Source organism: Lysinibacillus sp. GW821-FHT14F06 (genome assembly GCF_058803665.1).
Map to the genome: position 1 here is coordinate 18,804 of NZ_JBXAPF010000025.1, position 18,734 is coordinate 37,537.

Annotated in this window: 17 protein-coding genes and 1 other annotated feature; of the genes, 7 read left to right on the forward strand and 10 right to left on the reverse strand. The window is 34.2% G+C overall.

What is annotated here, in order from left to right; all coding sequences use genetic code 11:
- Nucleotides 1–211: 211 nt before the first annotated feature.
- From AC1RNS_RS18960 to AC1RNS_RS18985, 6 genes are all read right to left on the reverse strand, one after another.
- The gene (locus AC1RNS_RS18960; RefSeq protein WP_492994926.1) at nt 212–625 is read right to left on the reverse strand and encodes a GNAT family N-acetyltransferase; all 414 of its coding nucleotides are present in this window, start codon (nt 623–625) and stop codon (nt 212–214) included.
- Between the two features lie 139 nt (nt 626–764).
- Nucleotides 765–1,991, reverse strand: coding sequence for an MFS transporter (locus tag AC1RNS_RS18965; RefSeq protein ID WP_492994928.1), 1,227 nt, complete (start codon nt 1,989–1,991; stop codon nt 765–767).
- 65 nt (nt 1,992–2,056) lie between these two features.
- Nucleotides 2,057–2,320: a binding site (T-box leader), on the reverse strand.
- An 88-nt stretch (nt 2,321–2,408) separates the two neighbouring features.
- Complete coding sequence (locus AC1RNS_RS18970; RefSeq protein WP_492994929.1) at nt 2,409–2,864, reverse strand: hypothetical protein; 456 nt, start codon at nt 2,862–2,864, stop codon at nt 2,409–2,411.
- A 475-nt stretch (nt 2,865–3,339) separates the two neighbouring features.
- Nucleotides 3,340–4,107 (reverse strand): CsxC family protein, encoded by a 768-nt coding sequence (locus AC1RNS_RS18975; protein ID WP_492994930.1) that lies wholly within the window; start codon nt 4,105–4,107, stop codon nt 3,340–3,342.
- A gap of 563 nt (nt 4,108–4,670) precedes the next feature.
- Entirely contained in the window at nt 4,671–5,090 is a 420-nt protein-coding gene (locus AC1RNS_RS18980; RefSeq protein ID WP_492994932.1) for a hypothetical protein, read from the reverse strand.
- 323 nt (nt 5,091–5,413) lie between these two features.
- Entirely contained in the window at nt 5,414–6,427 is a 1,014-nt protein-coding gene (locus AC1RNS_RS18985) for a S66 family peptidase (RefSeq protein ID WP_492994933.1), read from the reverse strand.
- A gap of 254 nt (nt 6,428–6,681) precedes the next feature.
- On the opposite strand from AC1RNS_RS18985, the gene AC1RNS_RS18990 reads away from it, so the two are divergent.
- Complete coding sequence (locus tag AC1RNS_RS18990) at nt 6,682–7,092, forward strand: GNAT family N-acetyltransferase (RefSeq protein ID WP_492994935.1); 411 nt, start codon at nt 6,682–6,684, stop codon at nt 7,090–7,092.
- 96 nt (nt 7,093–7,188) lie between these two features.
- On the opposite strand, the gene pdxR is transcribed toward AC1RNS_RS18990, so the two are convergent.
- On the reverse strand, nt 7,189–8,598 hold the full coding sequence (pdxR, locus tag AC1RNS_RS18995) for a MocR-like pyridoxine biosynthesis transcription factor PdxR (RefSeq protein WP_492994937.1): 1,410 nt from the start codon (nt 8,596–8,598) through the stop codon (nt 7,189–7,191).
- 140 nt (nt 8,599–8,738) lie between these two features.
- Here pdxR and AC1RNS_RS19000 point away from each other — a divergent pair, with 140 nt between their 5' ends.
- Together AC1RNS_RS19000 and AC1RNS_RS19005 are read left to right on the forward strand one after the other, a co-directional pair.
- A complete protein-coding gene (locus AC1RNS_RS19000; RefSeq protein ID WP_492994938.1) occupies nt 8,739–9,365 on the forward strand; it encodes an FMN-binding negative transcriptional regulator in 627 nt (208 codons plus the stop codon).
- 233 nt (nt 9,366–9,598) lie between these two features.
- On the forward strand, nt 9,599–9,862 hold the full coding sequence (locus AC1RNS_RS19005) for a hypothetical protein (RefSeq protein WP_492994939.1): 264 nt from the start codon (nt 9,599–9,601) through the stop codon (nt 9,860–9,862).
- A 683-nt stretch (nt 9,863–10,545) separates the two neighbouring features.
- On the opposite strand, the gene AC1RNS_RS19010 is transcribed toward AC1RNS_RS19005, so the two are convergent.
- Nucleotides 10,546–12,033: a methyl-accepting chemotaxis protein gene (locus AC1RNS_RS19010; RefSeq protein WP_492994940.1), complete on the reverse strand. Its 1,488-nt coding sequence runs from the start codon at nt 12,031–12,033 to the stop codon at nt 10,546–10,548.
- 138 nt (nt 12,034–12,171) lie between these two features.
- On the opposite strand from AC1RNS_RS19010, the gene AC1RNS_RS19015 reads away from it, so the two are divergent.
- Nucleotides 12,172–13,131, forward strand: a complete 960-nt coding sequence (locus tag AC1RNS_RS19015; protein ID WP_492994941.1) for an MBL fold metallo-hydrolase — start codon at nt 12,172–12,174, stop codon at nt 13,129–13,131.
- Between the two features lie 41 nt (nt 13,132–13,172).
- On the opposite strand, the gene AC1RNS_RS19020 is transcribed toward AC1RNS_RS19015, so the two are convergent.
- On the reverse strand, nt 13,173–14,999 hold the full coding sequence (locus AC1RNS_RS19020) for a DNA ligase D (protein ID WP_492994942.1): 1,827 nt from the start codon (nt 14,997–14,999) through the stop codon (nt 13,173–13,175).
- 104 nt (nt 15,000–15,103) lie between these two features.
- Here AC1RNS_RS19020 and ku point away from each other — a divergent pair, with 104 nt between their 5' ends.
- Together ku and AC1RNS_RS19030 are read left to right on the forward strand one after the other, a co-directional pair.
- Nucleotides 15,104–15,922 carry a non-homologous end joining protein Ku gene (ku, locus tag AC1RNS_RS19025; RefSeq protein WP_492994944.1) on the forward strand — a complete coding sequence of 273 codons (819 nt, stop codon included), beginning with the start codon at nt 15,104–15,106 and terminating at the stop codon, nt 15,920–15,922.
- A 119-nt stretch (nt 15,923–16,041) separates the two neighbouring features.
- Nucleotides 16,042–17,064: a serine hydrolase domain-containing protein gene (locus AC1RNS_RS19030; RefSeq protein ID WP_492994945.1), complete on the forward strand. Its 1,023-nt coding sequence runs from the start codon at nt 16,042–16,044 to the stop codon at nt 17,062–17,064.
- 13 nt (nt 17,065–17,077) lie between these two features.
- Here the strand turns inward: AC1RNS_RS19030 and AC1RNS_RS19035 are convergent, their stop codons facing one another.
- Nucleotides 17,078–17,608: a dihydrofolate reductase family protein gene (locus AC1RNS_RS19035; RefSeq protein ID WP_492994947.1), complete on the reverse strand. Its 531-nt coding sequence runs from the start codon at nt 17,606–17,608 to the stop codon at nt 17,078–17,080.
- Nucleotides 17,609–17,669: 61 nt separating this feature from the next.
- Here AC1RNS_RS19035 and AC1RNS_RS19040 point away from each other — a divergent pair, with 61 nt between their 5' ends.
- Complete coding sequence (locus AC1RNS_RS19040; RefSeq protein ID WP_492994948.1) at nt 17,670–18,650, forward strand: helix-turn-helix transcriptional regulator; 981 nt, start codon at nt 17,670–17,672, stop codon at nt 18,648–18,650.
- Nucleotides 18,651–18,734 lie beyond the last annotated feature (84 nt).

Below are 18,734 nucleotides of genomic sequence, written 5' to 3' on the forward strand. Positions count from 1 at the left end.
ATTTTCCCCTTTTATTATATATAAATACTTAAAGAACAAAGTTTCAAAGCAATCAGATTCCAATCCCGATCCAGTAGCTAAAATAAAATAACCAAAAGTCAGGAAACGAATTTCTAAGTTTTTAACCGAAAGAGAAATTGAACATTTAAGAGTGGCATGCCATACTCCCCTGGAAAAAGCGATATTTGAGTTTATGTTTAACAATTGAATCTTAAAGTTTTTTTGTGTAATAGTATCGCTTACCCGTTAGCGGATAATTATTGAGTACAAATTCTTCTTTATAGCCTAACTTAACGTAAAAATCAGGTGCTTGAAAACTAAAAGTATTTAGGAAGGCATATTTGCATCCTCTATTAATAGCAATCTTCTCAACTTTACGCATCAATTCCGTACCAATATGCTGTCCACGTAGATTTTCACTTACCCATAAATACTCTACTTCTAACCAATTTCCATGTGTACCACCAATCAACCCTGCTACTCTATTTCCTTCTTCATCTTCTACAAAAAGACCAATATCTTTTACTACCTTTTCTTCAATGTTATCAAGATTGTATTTTAATAACTCTTGAAAAATATGTTCTTTTTCTTCTTTAGTGATCTTTTCTGATTCAATGTATTTCATTTATTTAACCCCTTTATGCGATTTTAATAAGTTTCTTAATACCTTAATTCAACACTTCTGCCCTTTTCTAAACTGACAGAAAACTCCACTCACAATAAAATACATAACATAGTAAAGTGTGATTCAAGCCTTTTTATAATTAACTGTTTAAAGAAGAAGCACCTTTTTTAAAATATTCCTGACGTTTTGCACCTGACACAGCTTTCAATGCCAATAACCCTAATAAGAAGAAGGTAAATGAACCTATTAATCCTACTGGACGGATCGAAATTAATTCAGCGGCTAAACCTATTAAAACCGTTAAAGCAACAATGAAACCTGCTTCAATGACACTAAAGATGCTTCCGAATCTTCCCATCATCCTCACAGGAACATGATTTTGGTAGAAAGTCAAATACCCTGTATTTGCAAATGTTACAGCAAATCCTATTAAAAATACACCAGGCATTGCACTAAAAAAGCCACTCGAACTATAAAGTACTAAATATCCTGTTGAGGTAAAAATGGTACCAACACCTATTAAAAGATTAACGGCAAGTTGTTTTGAAAATACCGAATTAATAATTGATCCTATTATTATACCAGCTCCAAAGACACTTAATAAAAACCCATAATTGGTGTCTGATATTGACAGTACTCCTTTAGCAAATGCTGCCTCGAGAGAATCTATTGCAGTCATGAATATAGTAGTACCACTAAATAATAAATATATCTTTGTGACATAGGTATCGCCCTTACTAAAATTAAAAACAATCCGAAAATCATTTTTTATCAAATTCCATGTAAATCTTTGCCCCTCTGTCTCTTTGAGTCTTGAATCAACATTAGGTAGCATCATTATAATAAGTGCCGAAAAAAATAAAGCCACCGCATTCACATGGATGGCGGTATAAGGAGTACCCATCCAAAATAATATCCCAGCAATGGTAGGGCCTATTAGTGAACCACATGAGTTGATAAAACTACGTAGTGCATTAAAGCGTTGCCGATTTTTTTCATGTATTAGTTTAGTCATATAAACCATAGACGTAGGCTGAAAAATAGCACTTCCCATATTAATGATAAAAGCTAGTACATAAACATAAATAAGTGAAGGTAAAAATGGAATTAACGCAATACATATTGCTCGGAAAATGTCTAATCCCATCATAAGTTGCCGTGTATTTACCCGATCAATCAAACTACCTGCCCAAGCATTCGAACATACAGTTGCAATTGGACCTAGTATATATAATAAAGCAATTGCAAGTGGAGAACCTGTTTCATTCAATATAATTAAATTTAGTGCAATTAAGTAAACCCATGCACCCACATTTGAAATCCCTATTCCCCCTAATAGCATTAAAGGATATTTCCATCTGGACATAATCACCACTCCCATTTTATTTTTTGGTAAAACAAAATAAAAAAACTCACCCCCAAGATATTTATCTTGGGGGCGAGTCATATCGCGGTGCCACCCCAGTTTATTTCTACATTGCTGCAGAAACCTTATCGAGTACGGCTTTGTGAATAAATCACCTGCGATACTCTATCTCGTTAACGTGAGAATACGTTGCATCATCATAGTTCCAACAAACAAATCCAATGCACAGCTCCAAGCCTTGTTTCAACACATTCCCTATCCCTCTTTTTCAGCTGCCAGAGGTCTCTGTAGATAGTACGGATGTTTACTCTTCTTTTCATAGCTTTCTATATAGAATTTTGTAAATCTTATACTATTTCAAACTAAAAATCAATACAAAAAGAAGATCACTAACACACTTGAGTTGCTTTTTGATTATCATATACCGCAATGATATATGTAGTGTTTGCCATCAGACAATTGTTTAGATATATCAATGAATTTTTCAAAATTTTCTATAGTGTCATCTCGATCAAAAGTCAATAAATCCTCATCGGAGTAATCATGGAAATAAATAAGTCTTTTGATTACACTTGGACCATTCTTAAATAAATCTCTCCAAGCAGTAAAAATAGAAATAAGGGAGGAAGCCGAATGCTCATTAAATAATGTTATCCCAATATGATTAATCCCAACTTGCTTAGGGTTTCCTGGCAAAGCGGGGTTCATACATGGAATCCATGTAAGTGAATCAAAAATATAATCAAATACTTTGATTTCTATTGTAATGTACTCAATAATTATATCCTTGTGATTGTCTCTTTTGCTATAAAAATTATCAAAAAAATCGTCATCTTGTGTTTCGGTCTTTTTTATCAAATAGAATTCATGCATAAATATCCACCTCGTATATTCAATCCATTTTTATGTAACAAATAACTATATTAACATATATTGTTCATTCATTTTTCAAATATTTATAATTTCTTTATTGAACTATCCTGTACCCTTCATTCAATAAAATCCAGTCCTCTGCTATTATTAATGCTTACCTAATAAGAACCACCATGCGCATACTTGATGCTTTTATAAAAGAAAATTTAATTGACAAGTATATTATTACTGATACACCTTATAGCTTATCGACATTCAATCTAATATTATTAAAATTAGGCTGTTTTCTAAAAGATTTTTGCTGTTAAAACAAAGAGGCAGTTGAAATTCAGATATCAACCAAACTTTCAACTGCCAAATTAAATATTAGATTTTTATCAGTGCCCATTAAATATTCCAGTGTTGTTATTTCCATTACATTTTTTTCAGTGAACTGCCTTTTTATTTGTTCTGTTTCTCTAAAAACTAAAGACTATTAAGGACTAGTAGGAGGCGTAAGTCCGAAAAGAACAGGAGTTATTACACTACTACCAGCGCCAAGGCGGACTTGTTGAACTTGCAGTACTTTTACAGTCAAATCTAGTACAATTTTTTCACGTAATGTGCTGAACGTACCTTCAGGTGATGCCATAATTGGTGAAAAATCAAGCTCAAAGAAGTTCGCTGCTACTAATTCGCCAAATGGTTGTTCATTGTATTTAACGAGATTTTGGAAGAAAGCCTTATCTAATCGAGCGTCCATTTGCGTAGCTTCATTCAGGAAGTTCGCTTCAGCAAACTCGGAAATGCCTAAGATTGGAGTAGGGCCTCCAGCTGTTTGTGGGAAAATAAGATCTGTAAAACCGGAAAACGCAACATCGGCAATTCTATCTCGAAGTTCCCCACTACATGCTGCTGAAGCATATTCGATATTTTTGCGAATATGTCCTGCTACAAATAATTTAGCTCTTGTTACTCTAAAAAAGTCAGTGCCAGCAATACGTGCAAAGCTAACTGGTACCAATTTCACTTGATTTAGGAATACATTTTTTTTCACTCTTTTGATTTCAGTTGCTGCAGGACTAAGCGTAATATCCGACTCCACAACAATTTGAAGTGTTGGTTCTGCAAGTACAACCGGAATTTTAATTGTTGGAGCTGTAAGCGGTGTAGCGACTAATGGAGTAGCCTCATTATTTAATGGTATTTGTTCAGTTGATGTTACCGGACAAGGTAGTATTTGATTTTCTAATTGATCACTCAAAAAATTCCCTCTTTTCATTTTTTTAGTATTAGAGAGCGCTCTCTATATTGCTAGAATATGTAGCAATTAAATCTATGTATGGACGTGTATACTAGTTTTTTCTGATTTTAAAAATGAGATTTTTGAGTTAAGAGATAAGAATGATATTTTTTCATTAAACCTCTTAAAACTTATTAAGAGGTCACTATCCTCCGTGTGACGCATTTAATTTTTTCTTGCGTAAAATCCCAGGTACTCTCCTTTTAATGAGTGCCTGGGATTCGTATTATTTACCACGTCTCTGCTGAATCATAGTATACAATCCAATTTAACAATCAGTGGTCGTAACATTCTGTAAATCCTTTAAATGCGATACCTGAATAATGCCTTCTTTAACCGCCTGTGCAATATAGTTTTCCGTTCCTAGATACTTTAAAAGCGTGTAAGACTCAGTTGTTAAAATTTCAGACATAATCAGATTAGAAAAAAAGAAGAATAGTCACCCAAAAAAGCATCGACTCAATTGGAGCGGATGCTTTTTTGGGTGACTATTCAGTAGTTGTAGACAAATAGATGTAAAAGATTTATTGTAAAATTTCTTTAGCTCTTTCATTTTCAGGATTTATTTTAATTATTTCTTTAGCTAATTCAATAGCTTGAGCCTTTGTAATTAACTGTTCTGGTATATTATAAAAAAATAACATACCCTCTTTATAAGTTATATCATGAGGATCTAAATACATTGCCTTTCTCATATGATTGAGAGCTAAATTGTAGGAACCTACAACATGAGAGTATGCTGTACTTAATATTGTTGAAGCCATTTCGTGTAATTCTGCATTAGCATCTTCATTTAACAAATCTAATATGAAAAAATATATTGATATGTTATCTGTCTCAAAAGCAATCTCCAATAATTCATTTTCCAAGTCATTTAAACTCATTTTTTTTGAAATATCATTTGCTATTTTAAAATTCCCCTCTAAGATGTTATGTTTTAACATACTATTCAAATCTTCCTCTTTTAATATCAAACTATTTTTACTTTAAATGTTATTATTTATTACCAAACTATTCATTTTTGTTTTACTGCTTTGTGTACCCTCACATCTGATATTTTAATAGTTCCATTTTTTGCACATGTTACTCACTTCATAAGAATTAATGTTCTTATTTTATTTTAAGAAAGTTCTATATATGCAGCTTTTCAGCGACCTGGTTTCGTTCTGTGAATTGATTCAGTGGATTAGAATTACCTCAATCTTTTCCTTGTCGCTGCTCTGAAATCGCTTCATATCAAAATTTATAAAGCCCTTATAATTTTATATTATATAAAATATTGCAAAATTCTCCCTTTCCCACTGTGCATTTCCACTTCTGCATATGCTCCGTTTATAAATGTTATTTGTGGTGGGACATGTCCACAGTCAATATCATAAATTATAGGTACCTGAAGCTCCATAGCAAGCTCCTTATAAACATCTTCAACTGTATAATTTCCTACTGCGGAATTAGCTAGGCTTCTACCAAACATAATACCTGAACAATTTGTAAACCACCCAGCTAATTTCATTTGTACAAGAGATCTTCGTAAATCGGTCGTTGATAAATCACAATTTTCTAGATACCATAAAATAGGTTCATCTTTAATATAAATTTCTTTAAAGTTTTGAACCTCACCAAATCTTGTCCCAATTAAATGTCTAATAGTATCAATACATCCACCAAGTAAACGCCCCTGTATTTTAACAAGATTATTTGTAATTGATTTCCATTCAGTTTTTTCTGTGAAATTAAAAACATATGGGGTAGGTTTATCAAACTGCCATTCCTTTTGATATTGCTCCGACGAAAGCTGTAGTATCGATTCCCCTTTTTTTAGTGATAGAACTGACTCCCACATTGCTGTGGTATTATCAGAATACTCTCCTCTTAAATCTATAAAGTTTGTTCCATGTGCAGTAGCAATACCTGTTTTTAATGTGATCGCCAACAATAAAAGACTAATATCTGAGTAACCTAAAATCCATTTCGTTTGAATATTTTCAAAGTCAATAAATTCAAGAGTTTCAATCAGCAGCTCCCCTCCCCAAGGTGGAATAATTATATGAATATCATCGTTTTTCATCATTTTATTAAGCTCTTCAGCACGCTTAGATGCAGGTGCAGATTTTGCCTTTTCTTGAGTCCAAGCAGTATCGCCACAAATGACAGTATAACCTTTCCTCTTTAAACGATTGCATGCTGTTTTCAATAATTCATGCAGTTCAGTGGGTACTCCAGATGAAGGTGCAGTAACACCAATTGTTATTTCCTTTTCTAAAAATGGATATTTAATCATATGTATCCCCTTTGTTTTCGTATTAGTCTAACATATAATATTGGATTTTAAGTAAAAAAATAGTCTAAATATATTCTTATAGAATCAACTTGTATTCACATTCATAGAAGTTGCTAAAAATTTATATATTAAAGATTACTAAAGTAGTTGTAATATGTTATTGCTTTTCCTATTGAAATTTTACATCTATATATCAATCAATAATGTAAAATATTACTTGACGTTAGTATCAAAAATTCAATGGAGGTATAAGTATGAAGATAAAGATAGCAACACTGGATGAAATTCAACAAATTGAAATTTTATACCAAAAACTATTTTTAGAAATGTCCATCCTGCAACCTAACTATTTGAAGCCTACAAAACAAGATGTCGAGTTTATTAGAAATACAATTAATGAAAAAGAATCAGATATTCTCATAGTAAATAAGCATGTAGCTGGCTTTCTGCTTGTTCAAGAAACAATAACCCCCTCATATTCATGTCTAGTTCAACATAAATATGCCTTTATTACTGATATTATTGTCGGAAAATCATACCAAAATCAAGGAATTGGTTCATCTTTGCTATTAGAAGCGAAAAATTGGGCTCAAGATCGCAATTTGGATTACTTGGAGCTCAGCGTATTAGCTGAAAATACGGGTGCTATTTCTTTATATGAATAACATAGTTTTAAAGATATGAACCATACCATGCGTTTAGAATTTTGAATTCAGTAAGAGGAGCTGTTCGCTACAGCTCCAAAAACATACAACCAACCACTATTCAAACCACGCTTTATTTAAAAGCTCAATTCCTTTATAGATAGAAGCTTCATCTAAATTTGCAAAACCAAGTAATACTTTAGCTGACTGATGATTTTTTTGAGGATTTGCATAAAAAACCGAAGTAGGATAGATAATGATACCTTGCTCTCGAGCCTTTTGAATAAGCTGTTTTTCTGACATATGATTATTCGGTTCAAGAAGGATATGTAAACCAGAGCCAGAACCGTATACGTTGACATCATTGTTCATCACTTGATGAATTGCATTTAATAAGGCAAGATGTCTTCCCTTGTAAATATTTCTTGATTTATTTAGATGTCTTTCCCAATGGCCACTTTCCATAAATAATCTTAAAGTATGCTGATGGAGCCTTGACACAGTTTGAACATAGAAATTATTCTTTTTATAAAGATTGATTAACTCCATTGGTAAAACCATATAGCTTAATTTAATAGAAGGAATTAATGATTTCGAAAATGTACCCATGTACACTACATTTTCATAGCTATCTAATCCATGAAGAGCAGGTATAGGCTTTCCACTATATCTAAACTCGCCGTCATAATCGTCCTCAATTATATAAGCTGTCTCCTCTCTGGCCCATTCTAATAATTCCAATCTTCTAGCAATAGGCATAACAATCCCTGTTGGAAATTGATGAGAGGGTGTTACATAGACAACCTTTACTTTATTTTTTCTAAGATGCTGCACGTTAATGCCACTATCATCAAGAAGAATTGGCTGAACCTTTATACCACTATCATCAAATAAATACCGAACTCGATAATATCCAGGGTCTTCCATGCCATAGACAACATCTCTTCCAATCAAATTTATTAAGAGTCCCGTGAGATATTGTACTCCAGCTCCCACAATAATTTGCTCAGGGGAACATTTTACACCCCTAGCTTGATAAAGATATAGAGAGATTGAATTTCTTAAATCCACCTCACCTTGAGGATCTCCATATAAATATAAATATCCCTGTTCTTCATTTAAACTTTGTAAGCTTAATTTACGCCATAATTTATAGGGAAAATCCTTTAAATTAATATCACCGTAATTAAAATCATACTTCACTATTGCATCTTCCGACTCTTGATTAGAGTTAGCTATCAAAATGTCATTGTCTATCTGATTGTTCTTTAAAAAGAACTCCTTTTCTAATTCCACTACATATATGCCATCTCTTTCTTTACTAATAACATAGCCCTCTGCGATCAGTTGCTGATAGGCAGTGTCAACAGTATTTCGACTTATATTTAGATGTTTAGCTAAACTTCTTTGAGATGGCAATTTACTATTTGCACGAATATTCCCTACTTGAATTTCATTTTTTATAAAATTGTATAGCTGAAGATAAAGTGGACCATCTTTATGTAAAATTGGCGTAATTTCAATCATTTAATTGGCTCCTTAAAAAATAACATTATTGGCACTTTGATAGGTGCCAGCTAATGATTATAATTAAATCTATATTGTGAGATGTAAAAAGTAAAGTGTTTTAAGGCATTTCACTAGAAATTAGAGAGAGGGCGATTTCTATGTTTATTCCTAAATATTACAAAGTAACTGATGTAGAGGAAATTAAAAAATTTATTCGTTTAAATGCTTTTGCCACAATAGTTTCAATAAAAAAAGGTAGACCCATTGCTACTCATTTACCATTGCTTCTCAGCAAACAAGGAGATGATTATTACCTCACAGGTCATTTAGCTTATGGAAATCCTCAATGGAGAACTTTTCAAGAGACAGATGAGGTACTAGTTATGTTCCAAGGGCCTCATGCCTATATCTCTTCTTCCTGGTATGAACAAGAGAATGTCCCAACATGGAACTACCAATCAGTACATGTATATGGAAAAGCTGAAACCTTTGAAGGCAAAGAGCTCGAAAAAGATTTATCAAATTTACTTGAGAAATATGAAAAACATCGTGAGCATCCTGTATTGTGGGAAACACTTTCTCCTCAATTATTAGAACAAGAACTTAAAGGAATTGTAGGCGTAAAGATTAAAGTACAAGACATACAAGCTGCATATAAATTAAGCCAGAATCGAAATAAAGAAGATTATTCAAATATTATCCATCAACTATATGAGGAAAATGATTCGAACGCATGCGCAATAGCAGAAGAAATGAAAAGATTAGAACGTGGTCATAATTCGTAGATTCTAGTGCATGTACTATTTTTCTTCATAACACATTGATTATAAACCATCCTCGTTTAAATTCACTATTCTTGCATAAAACAATGTAGGTGACTGATGTTATAATTTTATAAAAGGAATGATGATATGCGTCAATTAATTCATTCTATCAGCTCAATACCAAGCTTGTAGGGAATGCGGACATCCCTTGACTCTCCCTGCAAGCTTGGGTTTCTCAAGGGAGCTGATAGTTTATGAAAAATCGATCAAAAGCCTATATTCGCCACCAGAGAGAGCGAATAATTCGAAAAAAATGGACCATTTTAAAAAATGTATTTTTACTAGAGAGTAATTACATGCCAGTACGCGGCAAATTAAGCAAAGGTAAAATTCACTGTTCATGTAGAATGTGTCGATACGAGCAGTTTTACTCGATTCCAAAAGCTAAACATAAAGCTAAATTAAAAGTAATGAAGCAGGAAATAGACGATTATGTCTATTTCCTGCTTTCATACTAATCCCATCCAATCGCTTTCCAATTGATTTGAGTCTCTTTAAAAAATTTAAATATTGGAAAGACCAGGCTCTACTAAAATTGAGAGCCTGGTCTTTTTGTGCGTGTTAGTTTGCTTTCGCATCCCTCGACATGAATAGATTACCATATGGCTCTATACAAAATCTGAACAAATTTCGATTTTCCCAAAAAATGTAATTTATACTATTTACGATACGCCCTACCTCTTTGCGTATTCAATGTAGAAAGAACACACCTTAATTTTTTATGATTATCATTAAAATATGTACGTAAATCTGGCATTTTACGTCTATCTCTAAAATAAATATTTAATTATTCGAATCCACCCAAAAATAGAAACCCACAAAATTGCACTTAAAACACAGCCATTTACAACACCTATAATAAATCTGTTTTCCAGACAAACCACTCCTTTTACTTTCAGGATTGGCTTATTCACAGATTATTAAACAAATAGGGACACTTGAATTACAAACTTGTTAAAATTCTAATATGACAATAGGAGACTTCAGTTACTTCGTTTTAATTGTTGCTCAATCTTCTTTCTTTAATTCAAGTGATTGCCAAAATGAATATTCCACTAGAAATAAAAATCCTTCTTTTCTATATCCAAATCAAAAAAACACAGGGGGAAAAATATCTTTATCCCCTGTGTTTATTTTCTCTCTATGAATATCTTTGTTCCTTGTTTGTAACGAGTAACTTTAATGTATTACTCAATGCCTGAATATGATTTGTAGTGTTCGTCATCATTTCTAGCATTTTGTTTTCATCCTCTACGAAATGTAGAATTTCACCAGTAGAATTGGCGTTTTGCTCAGTCATTTCATTCAGTTTTTCTATTTGAGACTGTATTTTATCAAACTGGGAAATGGCGCTGCTCAATTCATTCATCCCTCTAGTTAAATCTGTGTTGGTAATCGCAAATGAATCTTTTAAAACATTCAAGAATTTGCTGACATCCTGTAACAGCATCTCTCCATGTTGCAACGCCTTTTCTCCAGCATCTGAGCGTTGATATGCTTCTGTAGATTTTGCAAACAATGTTTTTGTCACATTCGTAATGCTTACTGTTATGGCTGCACTTTCTTCTGCTAATTTCCGTACTTCATCTGCAACGATAGCGAAGCCTTTACCATGCTCTCCTGCTCTTGCCGCTTCAATTGCTGCATTGAGTGCCAAAAGATTTGTTTGTTCTGCAATATGCTGAATTCCCTGTAACAAGCTGTCTACGGTTTGCAGACTTAGCTGTAACTCATTGACAGTTTCAGCAGTAGAACCGATGGCATGACTCATGACCTCCATTTGTGCCATTGCATCTTGCATTTTCTCCCATCCTGCTAAAACCTCCTCTTGAAGATCTGTAGATTTAGAGACGGTTTCTTTAGAAATAGAGAATGTTTCGTTGACAAAATGGACAGATTCTTTCATCGTTCCATGAATCATTTGTAGGCTAGAGGATTCTTGCTGAATGCTTGCAGAAATATCCTCGGTAGCTAAAAGTATCTGCTTACTCGAAGTTGATATTCGCTGCATGGTATGTTGGAATTGTGTAACATGCTTATCCAATGCTTGACTACTGTTTTCAATCTCCTGAAATGTTTTTTGTAGCTGCTCTAAGGATGCCTTTACTTCATTTTGCTGAATTGCCGAATGTTCAATCAATTCATTGCCCCATTTGGCAATTAAGAAAAAGGCAATGATAACCCCATTCATAATGGCTATTAACGTAATAAAAACAATGATATCATCAAAGGGTCCTAGTAATGATTTAGAATTGGCAATATACAGGATGACAAAACTGATATTTGTTAGTACGCCAAAGAATACAATTAATTCTTTTTTAAAATATAGAGCAATGATGGCTACCGTACAGAGTAAAATATAATGTTTATTTAATGAAAAGCTATCGATTAAAAATAAAGTGAAAACTACACTTGATGGAATCATGCCAAAAATAAAGCCTTTAACATACGTTTTAATAGGTAAAAAATAATTACCTACTGCTAACGCAATAACAGTAAGTCCAATAAATAAGAACATAATACCCTTTGAAAAAATCATAGGTCCACAAATTAGAATAGCTAAAATTGAAATAATAGCTAAATTAACTCGATGAACCTTTCGTGTATCATAGCGAATCCTTCTCTCCATTAATTAATCCCCCTAAAAATGAATGGACATTCAGTTTAGTTTTCTATTATTATATAGTATAACTACTTCTTTTTGTAGCTAAAAAATTCCTATAAGAGAATATTTTGCACAATTCCGAATCCGAAGGGAGAAATTAGATTGTCTAGAGTCCAACAGATAGCACCAAATTTTTTTTGTATTGATACACATGATTTAAATCGTGAACAGCGTACAAGCTCTTATTTATTGATTGATGAAAAAATTGCACTAATTGAAACATCTGCCAGCCCGTCTGTACCATATATATTAGACGGGTTAGATAAATTAAATATAGCATTAGAGGATATCGACTATGTAATCGTCACACATATCCATTTAGATCATGCTGGCGGAGCAGGGTTATTTTTACAAAGCTGTCCAAATGCCACATTCGTAGTGCATCCTCGAGGTGTATCACATATGGTTGATCCTAGTCGGCTAATTGCAAGTGCAAAGAGTGTCTATGGGGAGGAATTTGAGCGTCTTTTCGACCCAATTGTCCCAATCGATGCCAAGCGAATAGTAGAAATTGGACATGAACAGGAATTAGCATTGGGACAGCACAAGCTAACTTTCTTTCATACAGAGGGTCATGCAAAACATCATGTTTCCATGCTTTATTCCGCAACAAACGGTCTATTTGTAGGCGACACAACTGGAGTCCGTTATCCTGAAATGAATGGTGAAGCGATTGATTTAATTATCCCATCAACCTCTCCTAATCAGTACAACCCTGAGACAATGGAGCAGTCCATCCAGCTATATGAAAGTCTGAATGCCAGTGAATTATATTTCGGACACTATGGTGCATATAAAAATCCAAAGGAAGCCTATCGTCAAGTACGCTACTGGACACCGCTCTTTTTAGCTGAGGGGAAAAAGGCAAGTGAGATATCAAGTATTTTCCAAGAACAAGTCCATTATTTAGATGCACGTTTAAAAGAGCTTTTATTTAGCTATTTACAGGAAAACGGCATACCAGCAAGTCATCCAGTCTACGAAACAATTCCGTTTGATACAATTGTTTCCTCAATGGGTATTCTGGATTACCTAGAAAAAGTAAAAGCACAACAGTCCTAATATGGCTAAAGCATCGGATCTCTCACCGATGCTTTAACTTTTCAGTATAAATTTTTTAAATAATCTAAAACTGATTGAAAATCCTGATTCTCCCCTATCTGACGAAAATGCTTAAAAGGGTTCTCTACTTTTTTCATACGCTCCAACACAGCAGGAATTGTAAAGAGATCTGGTGTTAGCTGTGGCTGAACTTCTTCCCAATATAATGGTGTTGCTACTAGCCCCCGTTCATTCCCACGTGTGGAATAGGGAGCGATAATCGTCTTCCCTTCCGCATGCTGTATATAATCTAAATACAATTTTTGATGTCTATTTTTCTTTAATCGCTCTATCGTATATAAATCCGGTTTTTGCTCACATAGAAACTTACAGACAAATTCAGTAAATATTCTCACTTCATCATAGGAAAATACGTTTTCAGGTAATGGAATATAAAGCTGTAAGCCCTTACCTCCTGATGTTTTAATAAAAGATTGTAGCTTAAAATAGTCAATGATTTCCTTTAAATCAAGTGCTCCCTTAATGGCCAATGAAAAATACTCCACTGAAGGAGGATCTAAATCAAAGACAATCTCAGTCGGATGTATTGTCTGCATTGTTTGAAATGGAATGTGTAATTCTAACGCAAGTTGATTGCCGAGCCATAATAAAGTTTCTAGATTATTACATACTAGATAATTAATTTCATCCATCCACTCTGTTGACACAAATTCAGGTATTTTCTCAGGACTACTCTTCTGATAGAAACTGTCACCAGGAACCCCATGTGGAAAACGAATTAATGTTAGCGGGCGATTCAGCAGAAAAGGTAAAATATGTGGTGAAATCAATTGTAAATAGTACAAATAATTATCCTTGTTAACCCCAATCGCTGGCCATACAGGCTTATCTGGATGCGTAATACTTACTGTCTCTGGTATTGGAAACAACTGTCGAAGCATTTGCTGCCACTGACAATCCTCTGGTGCAAGCTCTAAGCGAAATTTAGAGAATCTTGGTTCTCGTAGCTTAGTTCCATCAAAATCAATACAAGCGATATCAACACAAATAGAAGGCTCTAACTGCCATATGTCATTATTTCGTTGACCATTTGCTTGAAAAAAAGCAACGAGGGTCTTATGTTCATCCTCCATCATGCCATGTCTAAAGGTGACAACCTCTACTAATTGTTGCTGTAGATACACTGACCCATGAAAATAACCATTGCCATGATTATAATGTGTAACGATAACGGTCACAAAATGCCAATTTTTGATTTTTAGCCAATGTGAAGAACGTGTATCCTCCAACCATTTACTCGATTTTTTCTTAGCGACCATGCCCTCACCATTGTTCACTTTTATGGCATGCCAAAGAGCCTTGCATTGCTCAGTACTAGCGATTAATTGTAATCGATGCTGATCTTCATAGTTAATTACTAAGGGAAGCTCTAAAGTCGTAAAAAGTTTAGTAAGCTGTTGTTTTCGTGTTTTTAAATAGCGATTTGTTAGTGACTCGCCTTGATAGGTAAGTAAATCAAACACAATAAAATGAACAGAAAACGAGTTAGCATGTTCAGAAATTACCTCTGTGTTTTGCATCCTCCCTCTTTTTTGGACAATCGAAAATTCACTGTTATAATTATTGATTAAATAAACTAGCTCCCCATCAAATAGTAATGGCAAATAAGGCTTCACTTGGTCTGAAATGTGCTGACAAAAAGCAATAATCTCGGGAAATAAATGATTTAAGCTATTGCCATTTCTGCTTATGAGCATTGGCTGTTCGTCCCATTCTAATAGACATCTAAAACCATCATATTTTATTTCATAAAGCCAATCATCTCCCTTAGGTATATCAAGTACCTCTGTTAAAAGCATTGGTTTCAACGCAAACACCTCATTTGCTTTTTTCAACAGTTTTTGTTGATTTTCATTTAAGATACATAAAAATAATGAAAATATATCATAGTAAGAAAAACGAGGTGACATAAATGCATACAGTTTGGAAAGGCAGCATTTCATTTGGTCTTGTCAATATACCAGTGAAACTACATGCTGCAACGGAAAATAAAGATATTAAATTACGCCAACTTCATAAAGAATGTCATACACCTATCAGCTATAAAAAGGTTTGTGAGGGCTGTAATCAAGAGGTAAAAGAAGAAGATATCGTCAAGGCCTATGAATATGCCAAAAATAAGTTTGTTGTATTAGATCAAGAAGAGTTAGAAAACTTACGCAAGGAAAACGAAGATAAGGCCGTTGAAATTATTGATTTTGTCAAATTAACGGAGATTGATCCGATTTATTTTGAACGCACTTATTTTTTATCACCGGATACTACTGGCAGTAAGGCCTATGCGCTATTACGTCAAACATTGGAGCAATCTGGCAAGATTGGTGTAGCCAAAATTATTATTCGCTCCAAGGAACAGTTAGCCATTGTGCGTGTTTATCAAAATTCCTTAGTAATGGAAACTATCCATTATCCTGATGAGGTCAGAAGTGTAAGCGATGTACCGAATATTCCTAGTGAACAAACAGTTGTCCCAAAAGAGCTGGATACGGCCCTAATGCTAGTAGATCAATTAACTACAGAGTTTAATCCTGATAAATACACAGATGACTATCGAAATGCCTTAATGGAGCTAATAGAGGAGAAAAAAGCGACGAATACAATCTCAGCCAGCGATAAACGTCCAGTGCCTGATAATGTTACAGACCTTATGACAGCACTTCAGGCCTCACTAGATAAAACAAAGAAACCCGCACCGAGGAAACGTACGACAAGAACAAAGAAAAATGCTTAATAATTTTATTTAAAATCGTTCCTTTCGTTATACGAGAGGAATTTTTTGTTCACATTTTAGTAATCGAAACATACGTTTGTCTATATGCTATAATAAAGAAAAAATTGGGAGCATATTATATGATCGATATAAAAGAGCGTATGAAGAATCACCATATTATGGGACTAAGTCTTGTAACAATTGATAATGGACATATTAATAAGACAAAGCACTATGGCTTTATGGAGGCAGGAGCAAATCGTCCAATTACTGACCAATCGCTTTTCAATGCTTGCTCTATTAGTAAATTTTTCACAAGCATATTAGTGCTGAAATTGGTGGAGCAAGGGGTTTTGGACTTAGATGAAGATGTTAATAGCAGGCTTACGTCATGGCAAATACCTGATAATGAATACACCAGTCTAAAAAAAGTAACGCTACGAAGCCTGCTTTGTCATCAGTCTGGTATAGTTGACCCAGAGGAGAGCTTTTTGCCAGTAAAAGATTCGCAGAAAATTCCTTCAATGTTTGAACTATTAAATGGAAAAACATCTTTTTGCTCAACGCCAATAGAGGTTACCTCTAAGCCTGAAAGTGAATTTCACTACTCAGATGCAGGCTTTTGTATCATTCAATTATTGATAGAGGACACAACAGGCAAGCCATTTTATAAGCTGATGGATGAGCTTATATTTAAGCCATTGCACATGACAAACAGCATATTTGCTAATAATTTAACTTCGTCGAACATGAACAATCTTGCTTGTGGTCATCAAAATGAGGCTCTTATTACGGCGAAATATTCTATTTATCCGTATCCTGCAGCTTGTGGACTATGGACTTCCGCTTCTGATTTAGCCATTTTATTACAGGAAGTTCTAAACGCTGTAAAAGGGCAAAGCAAAATAGGATTTTCTACTACATACATAAAAGAACTGTTTAAGCCACAGGGATGTGTAGAATGGACAGGCCTTGGAGTATTTCTCGATGGTCAGGAGGAGTTGCTTGAATTCTCCTCACTTGGCTGGGGAGTTGGTTTTCAATGCATGCTGGTAGCCTATCCATATTTAGAAAAAGGTTTAATCATTATGACGAATACAGATACAGGAATACATCAAATGAAGGGAATCATGGGAGAAATCTATCAATCCTTTATAAAATAACAAAAAAGAGGCATCATGCCTCTTTTTTCACCTTATAATGCAATTGCACCATTTGACCGTAACGCTGTGTGTGAGTAAGCTGTAATTCTTGATATGGATTATGTGCTTTAAACAATGGTATACCTGAGCCTAACAGATGTGGTGTAATTGTGATGATCAATTCATCAATGAACTGTTCCTTTAAAAACGCATCGAGTATACCTGCTCCTCCCACCATCCAAATTTTTGAGCCTTCTTGCTCCTTCAATTTTTTTGTAAAAGCAACAATATCGCCATTCACAAATTCGACATGTTGATTTTCTCCATTTTCGGTCGTTGTAAATACATAACATTTTTTATCAGGGTACGGAAAGGGTTCCATATGTTCCACAATGTAATCATACGTTCTTTTGCCCATAATAATGGTATCAATAGATTGATACATATCCGAGTAACCATTATCACCTTCCCCTTCTGCTTCCTCTAGCCATCTTAAATCATCATTTTCTTTTGCGATAAATCCATCTAAACTAGTTCCAATAAATAAAATAATTTCTCTTGACATATCTTCAGCTCCCTTTTTCTTTTGCTAAAATCATTAACAATTACTATACTAAACGTAAAACATGACAACTGTTGGCATGATTAAAGAAAAAGGTGAAAATATGTCTAAAGCCCAACGATTATTAGATATTCTTGTGTTTGTCAGCGCTAAAAAGACTTTTACTGCACAGGAAATTGCTGATGAATTTAACATTTCCATTCGAACAGTTCACCGCTATATGCTTGATTTAAGTGATATGGGCTTACCTATTTATACGGAACAAGGAAGAAATGGCGGCTATACAGTGCTATCGAGCAGGCTGATTCCTCCTATTTTATTTACAGAAGAAGAAGCGGTTTCTATTTTCTTTGCGTTTCAAGCCTTCAACTATTATCGAGATTTACCCTTCGAGACAGAGATTCACTCCGTTTCGCGCAAATTATACAGCTCTTTGCAAAAGGATGCACAGCAAAAGGTGGATAAGCTTCAGTCCTATGTCGCCTTTTGGAGTCCTAAAAGATCCATTGAGACACCTTTATTAAAAGATGTTTTAGTAGCAGCCATTGATAATAAGCATTTACGGTTTCAATATGCATCAAAAACAGGCACCACCATAAAATATGTTCATCCACTTGGTGTCTATGCACAAGATGGACTATGGTATATGCCTGCCTTTGATTTAACAAAGGAAAAAATTCTTCTGTTTCGGGTAGACCGTATACACGCCATTTTCGAATGTGAAAACAATAACAAGGAATTTTTAAATTTGCAGCAATGGTTCAATAGCACTTATGAGATTAAGCACCCCATTCGGCTACGTGTACAATTAACCAGTGAAGGTGTCCGACAATGTAAAAGTGTACCTAGCTTTGAAGAGTTGGTTGTTATAAAAGAAGATGGCTCAGGCTATATTGATTCTCTAATCGACAAAGGAGAGCTTCATTTTATTAGCTCCATTTTCTATCGGCTTGGTGTACATGCAAAAATTTTAGAGCCGCAAGCATTAATCGAAAACTTACGGCAGCAAGCAAATGATATTTTAACCATGTATTCACAAATGTAAAGCTGGAGATGACGAATTTGTAAGATTCACGTAACATTCAACATTACTACATTGCACGCGGTTCCCCTATACTTTGTATAGAGG

Bases quoted from the DNA above. Each gene is read 5' to 3' on its own strand.
- AC1RNS_RS18960 (WP_492994926.1), bottom strand. From the start codon at position 625: ATGAAATACATTGAATCAGAAAAGATCACTAAAGAAGAAAAAGAACAT.
- AC1RNS_RS18965 (WP_492994928.1), bottom strand. From the start codon at position 1,991: ATGTCCAGATGGAAATATCCTTTAATGCTATTAGGGGGAATAGGGATT.
- AC1RNS_RS18970 (WP_492994929.1), bottom strand. From the start codon at position 2,864: ATGCATGAATTCTATTTGATAAAAAAGACCGAAACACAAGATGACGAT.
- AC1RNS_RS18980 (WP_492994932.1), bottom strand. From the start codon at position 5,090: ATGTTAAAACATAACATCTTAGAGGGGAATTTTAAAATAGCAAATGAT.
- AC1RNS_RS18985 (WP_492994933.1), bottom strand. From the start codon at position 6,427: ATGATTAAATATCCATTTTTAGAAAAGGAAATAACAATTGGTGTTACT.
- AC1RNS_RS18990 (WP_492994935.1), top strand. From the start codon at position 6,682: ATGAAGATAAAGATAGCAACACTGGATGAAATTCAACAAATTGAAATT.
- pdxR (WP_492994937.1), bottom strand. From the start codon at position 8,598: ATGATTGAAATTACGCCAATTTTACATAAAGATGGTCCACTTTATCTT.
- AC1RNS_RS19000 (WP_492994938.1), top strand. From the start codon at position 8,739: ATGTTTATTCCTAAATATTACAAAGTAACTGATGTAGAGGAAATTAAA.
- AC1RNS_RS19005 (WP_492994939.1), top strand. From the start codon at position 9,599: ATGAAAAATCGATCAAAAGCCTATATTCGCCACCAGAGAGAGCGAATA.
- AC1RNS_RS19010 (WP_492994940.1), bottom strand. From the start codon at position 12,033: ATGGAGAGAAGGATTCGCTATGATACACGAAAGGTTCATCGAGTTAAT.
- ku (WP_492994944.1), top strand. From the start codon at position 15,104: ATGCATACAGTTTGGAAAGGCAGCATTTCATTTGGTCTTGTCAATATA.
- AC1RNS_RS19030 (WP_492994945.1), top strand. From the start codon at position 16,042: ATGATCGATATAAAAGAGCGTATGAAGAATCACCATATTATGGGACTA.
- AC1RNS_RS19035 (WP_492994947.1), bottom strand. From the start codon at position 17,608: ATGTCAAGAGAAATTATTTTATTTATTGGAACTAGTTTAGATGGATTT.
- AC1RNS_RS19040 (WP_492994948.1), top strand. From the start codon at position 17,670: ATGACAACTGTTGGCATGATTAAAGAAAAAGGTGAAAATATGTCTAAA.